The 13,304-nt window shown below is 69.1% G+C and carries 11 protein-coding genes; 4 read left to right on the forward strand and 7 right to left on the reverse strand.

Annotation, left to right across the window (positions count from 1 at the left end; genetic code table 11):
* Positions 1 to 102 precede the first annotated feature (102 nt).
* The 5 genes from NB3_RS08710 to NB3_RS08730 form a co-directional block, all read right to left on the reverse strand.
* Entirely contained in the window at positions 103 to 726 is a 624-nt protein-coding gene (locus NB3_RS08710) for an NAD(P)-dependent oxidoreductase (protein ID WP_067799253.1), read from the reverse strand.
* Positions 726 to 1,169: an SgcJ/EcaC family oxidoreductase gene (locus tag NB3_RS08715; protein WP_067799256.1), complete on the reverse strand. Its 444-nt coding sequence runs from the start codon at positions 1,167 to 1,169 to the stop codon at positions 726 to 728. The genes NB3_RS08710 and NB3_RS08715 overlap by 1 nt, the downstream gene beginning before the upstream one ends.
* Before the next feature lie 12 nt (positions 1,170 to 1,181).
* Positions 1,182 to 1,901 (reverse strand): SDR family NAD(P)-dependent oxidoreductase, encoded by a 720-nt coding sequence (locus NB3_RS08720; RefSeq protein WP_067799257.1) that lies wholly within the window; start codon positions 1,899 to 1,901, stop codon positions 1,182 to 1,184.
* Positions 1,898 to 2,536 carry an SgcJ/EcaC family oxidoreductase gene (locus NB3_RS34020; RefSeq protein WP_084486017.1) on the reverse strand — a complete coding sequence of 213 codons (639 nt, stop codon included), beginning with the start codon at positions 2,534 to 2,536 and terminating at the stop codon, positions 1,898 to 1,900. Before NB3_RS34020 ends, NB3_RS08720 begins: the two co-directional genes overlap by 4 nt.
* Before the next feature lie 178 nt (positions 2,537 to 2,714).
* Positions 2,715 to 3,410: a type 1 glutamine amidotransferase domain-containing protein gene (locus NB3_RS08730; protein ID WP_067799551.1), complete on the reverse strand. Its 696-nt coding sequence runs from the start codon at positions 3,408 to 3,410 to the stop codon at positions 2,715 to 2,717.
* Between the two features lie 390 nt (positions 3,411 to 3,800).
* On the opposite strand from NB3_RS08730, the gene NB3_RS08735 reads away from it, so the two are divergent.
* On the forward strand, positions 3,801 to 4,475 hold the full coding sequence (locus NB3_RS08735) for a PAS and ANTAR domain-containing protein (protein WP_067799260.1): 675 nt from the start codon (positions 3,801 to 3,803) through the stop codon (positions 4,473 to 4,475).
* A gap of 83 nt (positions 4,476 to 4,558) precedes the next feature.
* Here NB3_RS08735 and NB3_RS08740 read toward each other — a convergent pair whose 3' ends face one another.
* Entirely contained in the window at positions 4,559 to 4,978 is a 420-nt protein-coding gene (locus tag NB3_RS08740; protein WP_218020559.1) for a nuclear transport factor 2 family protein, read from the reverse strand.
* Between the two features lie 259 nt (positions 4,979 to 5,237).
* Here NB3_RS08740 and NB3_RS08745 point away from each other — a divergent pair, with 259 nt between their 5' ends.
* Positions 5,238 to 6,902: a sulfatase-like hydrolase/transferase gene (locus tag NB3_RS08745; protein WP_067799262.1), complete on the forward strand. Its 1,665-nt coding sequence runs from the start codon at positions 5,238 to 5,240 to the stop codon at positions 6,900 to 6,902.
* 3 nt (positions 6,903 to 6,905) lie between these two features.
* On the opposite strand, the gene car is transcribed toward NB3_RS08745, so the two are convergent.
* Positions 6,906 to 10,409, reverse strand: a complete 3,504-nt coding sequence (gene car / locus NB3_RS08750; protein WP_067799265.1) for a carboxylic acid reductase — start codon at positions 10,407 to 10,409, stop codon at positions 6,906 to 6,908.
* 225 nt (positions 10,410 to 10,634) lie between these two features.
* On the opposite strand from car, the gene NB3_RS08755 reads away from it, so the two are divergent.
* The gene (locus NB3_RS08755) at positions 10,635 to 12,080 is read left to right on the forward strand and encodes an MFS transporter (protein ID WP_084486019.1); all 1,446 of its coding nucleotides are present in this window, start codon (positions 10,635 to 10,637) and stop codon (positions 12,078 to 12,080) included.
* A 173-nt stretch (positions 12,081 to 12,253) separates the two neighbouring features.
* A complete protein-coding gene (locus tag NB3_RS08760) occupies positions 12,254 to 13,288 on the forward strand; it encodes an LLM class flavin-dependent oxidoreductase (protein ID WP_067799267.1) in 1,035 nt (344 codons plus the stop codon).
* Positions 13,289 to 13,304 lie beyond the last annotated feature (16 nt).

Below are 13,304 nucleotides of genomic sequence, written 5' to 3' on the forward strand. Positions count from 1 at the left end.
TAAGTAACTTCTTACTTTTGCAGCGTAGGGGGCAGTCGATGGACACGCAAGCGTCGATGACGCAGTCGCCGTCCCGCCTTGCGACGCGGAAGGGGTCCCCGATCAGGACGAGATGGCGACGACGGACCGGTAGGTGCGCGGGTTATCGACGGCGTCGAGAAGATAGTCGGCGAGGTCGGCACGTGCTGTGCGCGGGCCGAGCTTGCTCATCGCCCCCGGCGAGACACGTGGACCGCCGGAGGCCGGCGCATCGGTCAGTCGCGAGGGACGCACCGCGGTCCAGCGCAGGTCACTGCCTGCGAGCAGATCTTCCATGCGCGCCATGTCCGAGTAGACGTGCCGCATGGCCGCGCGCAGGACGGCGGCGAGAATCCTTGCGCCCGTTCCCGCGTCGGCCGGGACCTCCACCGCCGCGGAGGAGATCACCAGAACTCGTCCGCCCGGCCGCATGGCGGCGATGATCTCGGCGGTGGCGGCGGAGTAGACGGTGGTGGGGCCGCGCCCGGCGGCGCCGAGCGCACTGATCACCGCGTCGTGTTCATCGAACAGTCCGGTCAAGGCTCCTGGCACGCACGGATCGGCCGTGACGACGGTGGCCGCGTGCGCGAACGCCGGGGTGGCGGCCGGACGGACTATCGCGGTGACGTGATGTCCTCGAGCCAGCGCCCGGTCGACGACCAGGCGCCCGGTGCGGCCGCTCGCGCCCAGGACCGCGATGGCCGCCATCAGTGCGCGGCCGGCCGGGTGGCGGGCTGGGACAGGAAGGACACGGCCTCCATCAGCGCCTTGCGCTGGGTCTTCTGCACGGCCGCGATGCGCCACCGTCCGTCGGTGTCGCGGACGACGGTGTAGGTGGCGAGCTTTCCGAGCTTGCCCGGCTGCCGCTTCGAGGATTCGCCGCGCGTGACCACGACGGCGGTATCCGCGCCGTAGCGACGGATTTCGAGGATATCGACGGTCAGACGCGTGCCCTTCAGGAAGCTGTCGAACAGCGCCTGGTGCGCACGGCCGATCTCCTCGCCGCCGTGGTAGACGGTGCCGACATAGGTGATGTCGGTGGCGTCGGCGGTGAAGCAGGCGCCGTAGGCGGCGCCGTCGCCGCGATCCCATGCCTGCCTGCTGCGCTCGATGAGGGCGCGAATGGCGTCGATGTCGGTGTCGGTGGTCATTTCTGTCTCCTTCTAATCGGCCAGCAGAGCCAGGGCGGCCCGGCGGGGAAGCAACCGCGATGCGGCGACGAGCGCCCGGTTGAGCGGACTGGTGAACACGACGGCGCCAGTTCTGCGCGACAGAGCTCGCCGGGCCCGGTCCACCACCTGCTCGGGGGTCTGGAGCAGCCAGGGCGGCACGTCGGCGGCGGTCTGCGAAGCGGTGGCGGTGACGCCGGGGCACAGGGCCAGCACCCGCACGCCCCGCATTCGCTGTTCGTGCCACAGTGTTTCGGACAAGGTCGTGACGAACGATTTGGTGGCGCTGTAGACGGCAAGGCCCGGTTTCGGTGTGTGCCCGAGGGTGGAGGACACGTTCACCAGGACGCTGCCGGGGGTGGCCGCACCGAGAAAGGCGTGGGCCAGCACGACCACCGCCCGGCAGTTCACATCCAACGTGGCGATCGACGCTTCGAGCCCGATCGCGGTGAAATCACCGTGCGCGGCGGTCCCGGCATTGTTGACCAGCAGCGTGTAACCGCCGCCGCGTAGCCGTTCCGCGACCGCCGACAGCCCCTCTTCGGTGCCCAGATCGGCGGCGATGTGATCGTGCCCGGCACCGAGTTCGGCCATCAGCGCGTCCAGGCCATCGGTGCCACGCGCGACGGCCGTCACCGAATATCCCCGTGCTGCGAAAGATTTCGCGAAGGCACGCCCGATTCCCGCGCTGGCGCCGGTCACCAGCGCTCTCACCGTTCGGCCTCCGGCTGGGTCGCCGGGTCGAACAGGAACGAGATGCGCTCCATGACCGGCTGCCGCTTGGTGTTGTGGAAGCCGGCGATCCGCCAGCGGCCGTCGGCTTCCCGCACCAGTGTGTAGGTCTGGGTCTTGGACAACTCCGCCGGGCGATCACCTTCGTAACGATCACCACGGCTGGTGACGATCGCGACGTCGCCGCCGAAGAAGCGCACTCCGAGGAAGGAGTCGGCGAGCTCGGTTCCCTTCAGGAATCCCGAGAACAGAGCGCGGTGCGCCTCGGTCAGATCGCGGCGGCCCGCATAGTGGGTGCCGAGAAATGTGGTGTACGTGGCGTTTTCGGTGAAGGTCGCGCCGAACGCGTCGGCGTCGTTGCGGCCCCACGCCGCCGTCATGGTGGCGATGGTGTCGCACACCGCGCGCAGGTCCTCGGCACTGCCGCCGTCGGCGACGGCGTCCACGCACGCGGCGACCCCCGTATTCCGGATATCCGAGGTCCGATCCAGCCACAGGTACCCGCCGCCGACGCCGACTCCGAGCGCCAGTGCGGCGGCTCCTACGACTCGGGCCACGGTGCGCCGTCGTGTGCTGGGCGACGCGGCAGGTTCGGTCCCGGTATCGGCCGATGTCATCACGAAAACCTTTCCCTCAGCATTTTCTATATCGAAGATGCTTCTTCTTAGAAGATGTCTCTTCGTTAAGGAAGAGATTAGGGTAGTCGGCTTCGCGTGTCAACACGGGGAGTGCTGCCCGACCCTTCCGCGCGATGCGGTCATCGCCGCGAGGGTCGGGCAGACGAGTTGTTGGTGGTCAGCCCAGCGTTTTCAGCAGTTCCTCCGCCACACCCGCGGAGGAGGCCGGGTTCTGTCCGGTGATGAGCGTGCGGTCCACCACCACGTTCGGGGTCCACGGATCGGCCTCGCGGAAGTCGGCGCCGAGCTCGACCAGCCGGTCCTGCAACAACCATCGGGCCTTGTCCGCGAGACCCGCCTGGGTCTCTTCGGCGTTGGTGAAGCCGGTGAGGGTGTAGCCGGCGAATGGGTTCGCGCCGTCCTCCCCCTCGGCTGCGAGCAGCGCCGCGGGCGCGTGGCACACCACCGCCAGCGGCTTGCCGGAGGCCAGGACGGCGGTGATCAGCCTGCCGGAGTCGGCGTCGACCGCGAGGTCTTCCATCGGCCCGTGCCCGCCGGGATAGAACACCGCCACGTAGTCGGCGAGATCCACCTTCGCCAGCTCGACGGGGTTGTTCAGCTCGGTGCTCGTGGCGATCACCCGCGCTCGATGGTCGGCGGTCTCCTGGCCGTCGTTCACCTCGGGCGCGAGGCTGCCCTTGTCCACACTCGGCACCACACCGCCGGGCGTGGCCACCACGATGTCGTATCCCGCCCCCTTCAGTTTTTCGAACGGCACCACGAATTCCTCGGCCCAGAAGCCGGTCGGGTGCTCGGTTCCGTCGGCCAGCGTCCAGTGGTCGGCTCCGGTCATCACGAAAAGGATCTTCGACATGGTTCTGTTCTCCATCGTCGGGAACCCGCTCGCTCGGTCGAGCGCGGGTCTTCCAGTCATGTCGCGCCGCTCCGCGACCGCGGAAGAAGGTGAACCGCGGGCGCCGGGATCGCAGGCTGCGACACTGTCGACGCTAGCCCTCCGCGACCACGGGGCACCAATGCGAACGACCGATTCCCGGCATCGAGTCGTCGATGGATTCTCCTCCCGCCGACCCGACTGCCCGACCTCACGCGGGGCGCGGTCACAGCCGACGACCTGGAGTTCGCGACGATTCCCGTTTCACTTTTTGCCCCACCCATGGCCGCGCGGCGGCGCCGATCGGGCGCTCAGCGCCATCCCTCGCCTGACCTGGTCTGTTTTCCGCGCCATACTGGACCGGTGACAGAGATGGGACAGTGCGCGCAGGACACTGCGCGCAAGATGCTCGGTGGTTGCCCGGATATCGGCAGCTTCCGATTCTGGTTCGCCGACCAACGCTGGGAATGGTCCGACGACGCCGCGGCGATCTACGGGTACGCACCAGGAGAGGCCGAGCCGTCCGCCGAGCTGCTGCAGCGCCACCTGCACCCCGACGACCGCGAGCGGGTCGCCCAGGCGCTCGCCGACGCCGTCGAGACCGCATCGCCGTTCTGCACCCGCCACCGGATCATCGACACCGAGAACGAGACGCACGACGTCATCGTCATCGGCGACCAGCTGTTCGACGAGGACGGCGCCGTGGTGGGTTCCGCCGGTTACCTCATCGATGTCACCGAGACGCTCGAAGACAACCGGCAGGAGACCCTGGACGACCTGTTACCGGACGTGATCGATGCCCGCGCGGTGATCGAACAGGCCAAGGGCGTGATCATGTTCGTCTACGGCGTCAACGCCGATCAGGCGTTCCGTGTGCTGCGCTGGCGCTCGCAGGAAACCAACATCAAGATCCGCACGCTGGCCGAGCAGCTCGTCGCCGACGTCGTCGCGATGGGCGGTGCGCTCGTCCAGCAACGCACCCGCTTCGACCATCTCCTGCTGACCCTCCAGCGCCGGGTGACGCCCCGGCAACCCGTCGCGGACTAGCGCCGAACGGGTGAGCGTTCGCTCCGCCGCCAGGAGCACACAGCCGCGCTGATCAGGTCACGTCGATCGCTCACGGCGCCGGGTCACTGCTCGGAACCTTCCAGAACGGCCAGTACCGCCGACGTGTCCTGGTAGTAGGGCCGGAACTCGGTGATCAGGCCGTCCCGGAAGCTGATCCATTGCAGGAGCGAGGTTTGCAGTATCCGACCGGTGCGCCGCGCACGCAGACGCCCCCTGCTGTAGACCACGACCCTGGCCTCGTCGCCGAGGAATTGCTGCTCGTCGAACCACAATCCGTCCCAGCTGTCGCGCATGGCGGCGATGAACCCGCGGAACCCGTCGCGTCCGTGCCAGTCGCCGCCATAGGGCAGGCTCGATGCCTGGCGCATGACCACATCCGGCGCCAGATGCCGGGCCAGTTCCTCGAACCCGGCCGCATCGGCGAGATACGCCGCCTCCGACGCGTAGAATGCCCGCAGGGTGCTCATCACATCAGCTGTCATGCGCACGATCATCGTCACGGTCACCCCGCCCGCGCTGGCGAGAATCAGCCCTCGCGATCGGCCGGGTGACGCGCTGCTCCGGCCTTCTGGCGCTCGGATCGGCGCGCGAACTCCGTGATGGGTGCGGCACCCGGGCCGGACGGGGGCGGCGTGTCCGCGCCCGGAGTGCGGGTAGCGCGGGCCGGACGGCGCTACGGTACACAGCACCGAGATTCTCCGCGTTCCATTCGACCGAACAGCACTCATTCGTGGAGGAACATTGCCGAGCTCGTTCACACGCAGGGGATTTCTGACCAGTGCCGCCACCTCGGCCACGGCCGCGGCCGCCGTGTCGAGCGCGGCCGCGCCGGGCAAGGCTCGCGCGGACACCGACCCGGACAAGCCGAACATCCTGGTGATCATCGTGGACGAGATGCGGACACCCGTGTGGTTCCCCGATCAGCAGACGCTGGACGCCGTCCTGCCGAATATCGCCCGGATCCGCCGGGGTAGTGTGTCGTTCGAGAATCACTACACCGCGGCCAACGATTGCACGCCTGCTCGCGGCTGCCTGCTCACCGGCCTGTACGCGCAGCAGACCGGGGTCATGGTCGTGTCGGAATCGACTCTGTCGCCTTTGTTCCCCACGTGGGGGTCCATGTTGCGCGACCACGGTTACGACACCACGTACTGGGGCAAGTGGCATCTCGGCAGCTATCCGGATCGCACCCCGGGCGCGCTGGAGGCCTACGGTTTCCACGGCGGCACCTATCCCTCGCCGAACGGCGCTCCGGGACAAGGGCTGCAAGCGGATCCGAAGATCGTCGACCAATTCGCCGACTGGTTCCACAACGATTCCGGCGACGCGCCATGGTGCACGACGGTGTCGCTGGTCAATCCGCACGACATCCAGTGGTGGCCGCGCTGGACCCGGCGCGACCAGTTCAACGCCGACATCCCGCGCTGGATGAACGAACTGCCGCCCAACTTCGAATCACTCGAACAGCTGTCGCGCAAACCCCGCCTGCAGATGGCGCTGGTCGAGGTCTCGGCGGTGGCGTTCGGGGCGGCGCCCTACGGAACGCAGGAGGCCATGCGGGCCTGGGTCGAGATGCGCAATCTGTATCTGTGGGCGCAGCAGCAGGTCGACATCCAGATCGGCCGCGTGCTCGACACCTTGCAGTCGCGTCCCGACGTGGCCGCCAACACCGTCGTCGTCTTCACCTCCGACCACGGCGACTACGCCGGCTCTCACGGCCTCCACGGCAAGGGCGGCGCCGCCTACGACGAGGCGCTGCGCGTCCCGCTCTACGTCCACGACCCGCGCGGCTACCTGAGCCCGGTGAACGGCACGAGCACCAGAGACCAGTTGACCTCGAGTGTCGATTTCACTCCCCTGCTGCTCACCATCGGCACCGGTGGCGACCAGTGGCGCGGCGACGGACGCTACGAGCATCTCAGCGGGCGTCTGGACATCGCCGCACTCTGCCGTAACCCGGCGGCCGCGGGCAGGCCGTGGGTCGCCCACACCACCGACGAGGCCTCGATCGAGGAAGCGGCGATGCTGTTCAACCAGGACGCCCCGGGCCACGTCGCGATGGTGCGCACCCCGGACGCGAAGTTCGCCTCCTATTCCCATTGGGTGCACGGCCGGATCCAGATCGACCCGGCGGCCGGACAGGAATTCGAGCTCTACGACTACAGCACCGACGGAGGCAGGCTCGAACTCGACAACCAGGCCGCGACCGGGAATCCGTTGCGCGGCGAGATGGAATCGCTGCTGGACAACGTCATCCGTACCGAGATCCAGCAGCCGCTGCCGCCGTATCTGCGAGCCGCTCAGGAAGAAGGCATCGGCGACTACATCTCGGCGCAGACGAACGTGCTGGTCCAAGCCGAACGGATCGGCAACGCCCTGCTGGATGCCGTGCCGAAGCCGTCCTAGCTGCTACAGCAAGCCCCGCACCCGCAGGTCGGTGACGTATTTCTCGATGAGTTCCCGGGAGATCTGCGGAATATCCTGATCCGCCCCGATTTTCGCCGCTCGGACGGCGGCCCGGAATTTCTCCGCGGGCAACGCCGAGCCGCGAACGGCCGGGGACGGTCGCCGATAGGCGTGCAGCAACGGCAGCACCGACGCCTGGCGCTGTCCTTCCGGTAGCGCCCGCAGCGCGGTCTCGAATCGGGTGACCCACTCGTCGTAGTCGGCGATCCGCTCGATGCGATGGCCCGCGTCGATCAGCCAGTCGACGAACTCGTCGAGCGAGCGGCCGTCGTCGTGCGGATTGAGCACGTCGTAACTCTGGAAACCCGTTCCGGGCGCCGCGCCGAGCGTGGTGATCGCCTCGGCGGTGAAGTCGGCGGGCAGGCCGTCGTAGTGGGCGCGCCTGCGGTTGCCGTCGGCGTCGGTGCGGTAGAAGGAGAACGGCGCGATCCCGGTCAGCAGCAGGCTCAGCAGCAGCCGGGTGAAGATGTCCGGCACGTTGAGCTGACCGGCGTAGCGCCGGTCGGCGAGGATCATGTCCGAACGGAACACCGCGACCGGCAGTCCGCACAGGTCGTTGGCCTCGCGCAGCAACACCTCGCCCGCCCACTTGCTGTTGCCGTAGCCGTTGGCGTAGCTGTCGTCCACCGCGCGGACCGCGCTGATCTCGCGGATGTCGCCGTCCTCGGCGAAGACGGCCGGGTCGATCTGCGTGGCGACGGCGACGGTGGACAGATAGGTGAACGGCTTGAGCCGCGTGGTCAGGGCCAGCCGGATCAGCTCGGCGGTGCCGACCACGTTGGGGCCCCACAGTTGCCGGTACGGCAGCACGTGGTTGACCAGCGCGGCGGGATGCACGATCAGATCGACCTGGTCGGCCAGCCGTTGCCACGTCCGGTCGTCGAGGCCGAGGTTCGGCTCACCGATGTCGCCCGGGATGACCTCCAGATGCGCGGCGGCCAGCTCCTGGAACTCCCGCACCAGGGCGGGATCCCCGGAGTCGAAGGCGCCCTCGAGTCGCTTGCGCGCCGCGGCCGCGTCCGAGCCACGGACCAGGCAGACCAGTGTGCCCGCGCTGTCGTGCATCCGCCGCAGCCACTCCAGGCACAGGAAACGGCCGAGGTAGCCGTTCGCACCGGTCAGCAGCACCGTGCGCGCGGCCGCGGCGGGGCGCGGCAGGGCCGGCGCCTCGGCGATCGTGCGGGCGTCGAGGAACTTGTCCAGCGTCAGATCGGCGGCGCGGACGTGGGTTCCGGCGCCGTGCACGGAGGCGTAGGTGGCGCCTCGTGTGCCGGAAGCGCGCTCGGACTCGATGTATCCGGCCACTTCGCGCAGGCCGTTGGCCGGGCTGATCACCACCGACACCGGCACCTCGATCTCGAAGATCTCGTGCAGCAGGTTCGACAGCGACAGCGCCGAGAGCGAGTCGCCGCCGAGATCGCCGAAGTGGGCGTCGGGACGCAGATCGGTGTCCGCGCAGCCGAGCACGGCCTTCGCCGCGCGGCTCACCGTCTCCAGCACCGGCAGCTCGTCCGCGCTGCGGCGCAGGTCGAGCAGTTCGTTCTCCTGCCCGGCGGCCAGCTCGGCGTACAGCTCCTGCAAACGCGGCTCGTAGCGTTCTTTCAGCTTGGGGCGCAGCAGTTTTCCGATGCCGCTGAGCAATCCGTTGGCGGTGGTGAACGGCTCCGGCTCGATGAGGAACTCGCGCGGGATCTCGTAGGACTGCAGTTCGGCGTCCTTGGCGAGCCGGCGCAGCGACTCGCTCAGCGCGGTCTTCATCTTCTCGGCGTCACCCCAGGCCAGGACGTCCTCGGTGGGCACGATCACGGCGAGCAGATAGGAGCGTTCGCTGCTGCCGTAGACGAAGATCTGCCGGATCAGCGGACTGGTCGCGTAGACCGACTCCAGGCGCGACACCGCGACGAATTCGCCCTGGGACAGTTTCAGCACGTTGTTGCGGCGGTCGACGTAGACCAGGCGATCCGGGGCGAGTTCGGCGACGATGTCGCCGGTCTTGTAGAAGCCGTCGGCGTCGAAGACCTCGGCCGTGATCTCGGGCCGCTTGTAGTAGCCAGAGATCAGGGTGGTGCTCTTCAACAGCAGCTCGCCGCGCGGATGCGGTTTGTCGGTCCGGAAGTAGCCCAGCTCGGGGACGTCGGCGAGCTTGTAGTCGAGCACCGGCGGCCGCTGCACCCGTTCGTCGATGACGACCACGCCACCCGCTTCGGTCGACCCGTAGCCGTCGTGCAACTCCAGATCCAGCACCGACTCCACGAACGATTTCATCTCCGCCGACACCGGAGCGCTCCCGCAGATCGCCATGACCAGGCGCCCGCCCAGGAAACGTTCGCGCAGTTCGGTTTTCACCTCGGCTTCCACCGCGGCCCGGTCCACGCCCGGTCCGTCGCGCCGGTCGACCTCGCTGCGGAAGCGCTGGAAAACCATGTCGCACACCCGAGGAACGAGGAACAGCTCGGTCGGACGGGCCAGCGCGATGTCCTCGAACAGCGTCGACATGTCGCTCCTGGCCGCGAAATACGCGGTGCCGCCGCGCGCCAGCACGCCGGTCAGCGACCCGCGCCCGGCCACATGGCTCATCGGCATGTAGTTGAAGTTGATCGCGGCGACCTCGGGCCGGTTCGCCCATCCCCTGGCGACCAGCCGCTGGCCGTACATCGCGCCTTTCGGCGTGCCGGTGCTTCCCGAGGTGTAGATCAATAGTGCCAGCGGGTCCGCATCCGGCTCCGCGGCGAACAGCGGCGCAGGCGGCAGCGACCGGCCGCGCGCCAGTACCTCGTCGAGCGATTCGATGCGCACCGGGCTGCCCGACTCGGCCAGCCGCGCGCGAGCCGCGTCGAACGCCGCGCGCTGGTCGTCGTCCCCGGGGTGGTAGTCGAAGACGACCAGCCGTCGCGGCCCGGAGTCCGACAGCGCGCACGTCACCGCGGCGTCGAGCAGCTCCGGCGTCGCCGCGAGCACCCGTGGCTCGGTCTCCGCCACGATCGCGGCGAGCTGGGCGACCGGGGCGCTGGATTGCATGGGCACCGCGACCAGGCCGAGGTGGATGCAGGCCAGGTCGAGAGTGGTGTAGTCACTGCTGGTGAAGCCGAGGATGCCCACGAAGTCGCCGGCCCGCAGCGGTGTGTCCGCGTCACCGTGCCACGCGGCGGCCACCGCGCGCACGCGCTCCCACAGCTTGCCGTAGGTGATGGTGTCGAACCGCGGCAGCAGCGTGGCGGTGGTGCGGCCGGTCTCGTCGGTGCGCAGCTCGGTCGCGCGCTGGCCGAGGGCGGGCCGGTCGGCGTAACCGACCATGACCGTCTCGACGATCTGGGCGAGTCCCAGTCCGGGCTCGCGAATCTTCGCGGTGACGTCCGCACGCGGTGTGGCGTTGCGGATGTCGTCGTATTCGGCATACAGCCGGGAGATGCGGCGCTCGAGCCGCTCCCTGCGTGTCTCCGGTGCCACGACGACCTCCTTCGGTCCTTGAACGCGCCTCCCCAAACACGTTAGCTCGACTAAGTACTTCGGTCAGCTGATAGCCGTCGCGCACATCTGTGATACTGGACACGATGCCGGGAATGTCTGAAAAGTCCCCGGTAATCCGTTGGGGCGCATGCTCAGCCTGGTGCTGCCGGTACCAGTGTCATCGGGCTCCTGTTACCGGTGCCCGGCGCACCGCATGCTCGGTGCATGACACAGACCATATCGCCGGGAGCGGCGGCGGCGCCCACCGCGGCCGCGGCCGCCCCACCGGCCGCGCTGGGAGCGCGGCGTTCGTTCGCCGTCCTCGCCGTCATTCTCACCGGCCAGTTCATGGCGGTGCTCGATTCCTCCATCGTCAACGTCGCCATTCCCTCCATCCGCGCTTCGCTGCGCACCAGCGGCGCGGCACTGCAGCTCATCGTCGCCGGGTACGTCATCGCCTACGCCGTCCTGCTGGTCACCGGCGCCCGGCTGGGTGACCGGTTCACCCAGCGCCGCGCGTTCATCGCCGGACTGGCGCTGTTCACCCTGGCCTCGCTGGCCTGCGGTCTGGCCTGGAACGAGACCTCGCTGATCGCCTTCCGCTTCGCCCAGGGCGTCGGCGCGGCGGCCATGGTGCCGCAGATCATGACGCTCATCCAGCGCACCTTCACCGGTGCCGCTCGCGCGCGGGCGCTGAGCGTCTACTCGGCCATCATCTCCGGCGGCATGGTCGCGGGCCAGGTCCTCGGCGGGCTGATCGTCAACGCCGACCTGTTCGGCAGCAGCTGGCGCGGCGTGTTCCTGGTCAACGTGCCGATCGGCCTCGCGCTGCTCGCGGCGGCGCCGCGCATCCTGCCGTCGGCGGCTCAGCGGCTCGAACGCAAGCTCGACCTTCCGGGACTGGCCACGCTCACCGCATCGGTGCTGCTGCTGGTGTTGCCGCTGGTCCTCGGGCGTGAGCTGGACTGGCCGTTGTGGTCGTGGTTCGCCTTGGCCGCCAGCGTGCTCGGCTTCGCCTTGTTCGTCGCGATCGAACGAATCGTCGCCACCCGCGGCGGTGAACCCCTGTTCGCGCGGCCGGTGCTGACCGCGCCCGGCTTGGTGCTCGCCGCGGTCGCGCTGTTCGTCATCATGGCGACCTTCGGCGGCTGGATGTTCGTCATGGCGATCCACCTGCAGAGCACGCTCGGCTACAGCGCCCTGCACGCGGGCCTGCTGTTCGTCCCGCTCGGCGTGACCTTCGCCGTCGCCAGCCTGAACTGGGAGCGGGTCCCGGCCCGCTTCCACCCGGCGATGATCCCGCTCGGCCTGGTGCTCGGGGCGGTGAGCATGGTGGCTCTCGGCGCGCTGCTGCGCGACGGCGCCGACGTGGGGCCGCTCGCCCTGACCCTGCTGGGCCTGTGCGGCGCGGGCAACGGCATCGCCTTCAGTCCGCTCATGACCCGCACGCTGGCCAAGGTGCCGATGCACCTGGCGGCCGACGCCAGCGGCATCCTGGTGACCAACGTGCAACTCGGCATCGTGGTCGGGATCGCCGGGTTCGGATCGCTGTTCCTGGGCCTGGCGGGCAGCACGGTGAGCAGTGCGGCGCACGCCCTCGGCGGCACGGCGGTCGCCGAAGGTGTCACGGTCCTGCTCGCGGCGGCTTTCGCGGCCCGCGCGGCGCGGTAGGCCCTGCCCTCCGTTCGACAATCTTCGAATCATCGCGACGCAAACCATCGCCATCGACCGCCCACCGCGCGCATGCTCGCAACGGGTGCGCCGCCGGTGGCCCGAGCCGGATCGCGCCCGGCTCGGGCCACCGATCGTCGCGTCGTGGTTCGCGGGATGAAAGAAGGTGCGGGATGGGCGTTTTCGCGCTCGGTGTAGAGCTCGACGGGGAGGGCTTCCGCCCGGAGGCGTGGCGGCGGGCGGCACACGCGCCGGACCGTCTGCTCAGCCCGGAGACCGTGCGCAGGCGGGTGGCCGCCGCGGAGAACGCCGGGTTCACCCTGGCCACGTTCGCCGACTCCATCCTGCCGGGGCACGAGATTCCCGGCCGCATCGACGCGGTGACGCGGGCGGCCTTCGTCGCGGCGACGACCAGCACGATCGGCCTGGTTCCCACCGTGGCCACCACCTACGCCGAACCGTTCCACACGGCATCGCAGGTGGCGTCGCTGGACTACGCCTCGCGGGGGCGGGCGGGCTGGATCGCCGAGCGCGCCGACGATCCGCGCGCCGCCGCCACCTGGGGACGTCGACCGGTGACGGAAGACGCCGATCTGGCTCGTGAGCAACGGGATTCGATCGAGGTGGCCCGTCGCCTGTGGGACTCGTGGGAAGACGACGCGGTGATCCGCGACTACACCAGCGGCCGTTTCCTGGATCGGAACAAGCTGCACTACATCGACTTCCAGGGCGAGACGTTCTCGGTCAAGGGACCCGCGATCGTGCCGCGGCCGCCACAGGGTCAGCCCGTGGTGTTCGGCGCCGAAGGCGAGGTCGATGTCCGGCTCGTCGCCGCCGATTCCGTCGCGGCGGCCGTGGCGGCGGGCTCCGGCGGGGCCGCGCTCGCCTTCGCCGAAGTCGAAGTGACCTTGGACGTTCCGGGCACGCGCGCGGCGCAGCGATTCGGCGAGTCCTCCGGTTCGCCGGGCCGCCTGGCGTTCTCCGGATCGGCCGGGGAATTGACCGATCTGCTGACCGAACTCAGCGCGCATCTGGACGGGGTGCGGCTGCACCTCGCGGTGATCGATGAGGATCTGCCCGTGTTCGCGCGTGAGGTCGTGCCCGCGCTGTTGCGCACCGGCGTCGCGCACCGCCCGATCCCCGGTTCGACCTTGCGCGCCAACCTCGGCCTGAGCCGCCCCGCCAACCGCTACGCGACCACCCGCTGATCGTCAGGAGATCGTT

It is taken from the genome of Nocardia beijingensis NBRC 16342, from assembly GCF_001612785.1.
Taxonomy (GTDB): Bacteria; Actinomycetota; Actinomycetes; order Mycobacteriales; family Mycobacteriaceae; genus Nocardia; species Nocardia beijingensis.

Coding starts and splice junctions, on each gene's coding strand:
- NB3_RS08755 (WP_084486019.1), top strand. CDS start 10,635: ATGACACAGACCATATCGCCGGGAGCGGCGGCGGCGCCCACCGCGGCC.
- NB3_RS08715 (WP_067799256.1), bottom strand. CDS start 1,169: ATGACCACCGACACCGACATCGACGCCATTCGCGCCCTCATCGAGCGC.
- NB3_RS08730 (WP_067799551.1), bottom strand. CDS start 3,410: ATGTCGAAGATCCTTTTCGTGATGACCGGAGCCGACCACTGGACGCTG.
- NB3_RS08740 (WP_218020559.1), bottom strand. CDS start 4,978: ATGACAGCTGATGTGATGAGCACCCTGCGGGCATTCTACGCGTCGGAG.
- NB3_RS08760 (WP_067799267.1), top strand. CDS start 12,254: ATGGGCGTTTTCGCGCTCGGTGTAGAGCTCGACGGGGAGGGCTTCCGC.
- NB3_RS08710 (WP_067799253.1), bottom strand. CDS start 726: ATGGCGGCCATCGCGGTCCTGGGCGCGAGCGGCCGCACCGGGCGCCTG.
- NB3_RS08735 (WP_067799260.1), top strand. CDS start 3,801: ATGGGACAGTGCGCGCAGGACACTGCGCGCAAGATGCTCGGTGGTTGC.
- NB3_RS34020 (WP_084486017.1), bottom strand. CDS start 2,536: ATGACATCGGCCGATACCGGGACCGAACCTGCCGCGTCGCCCAGCACA.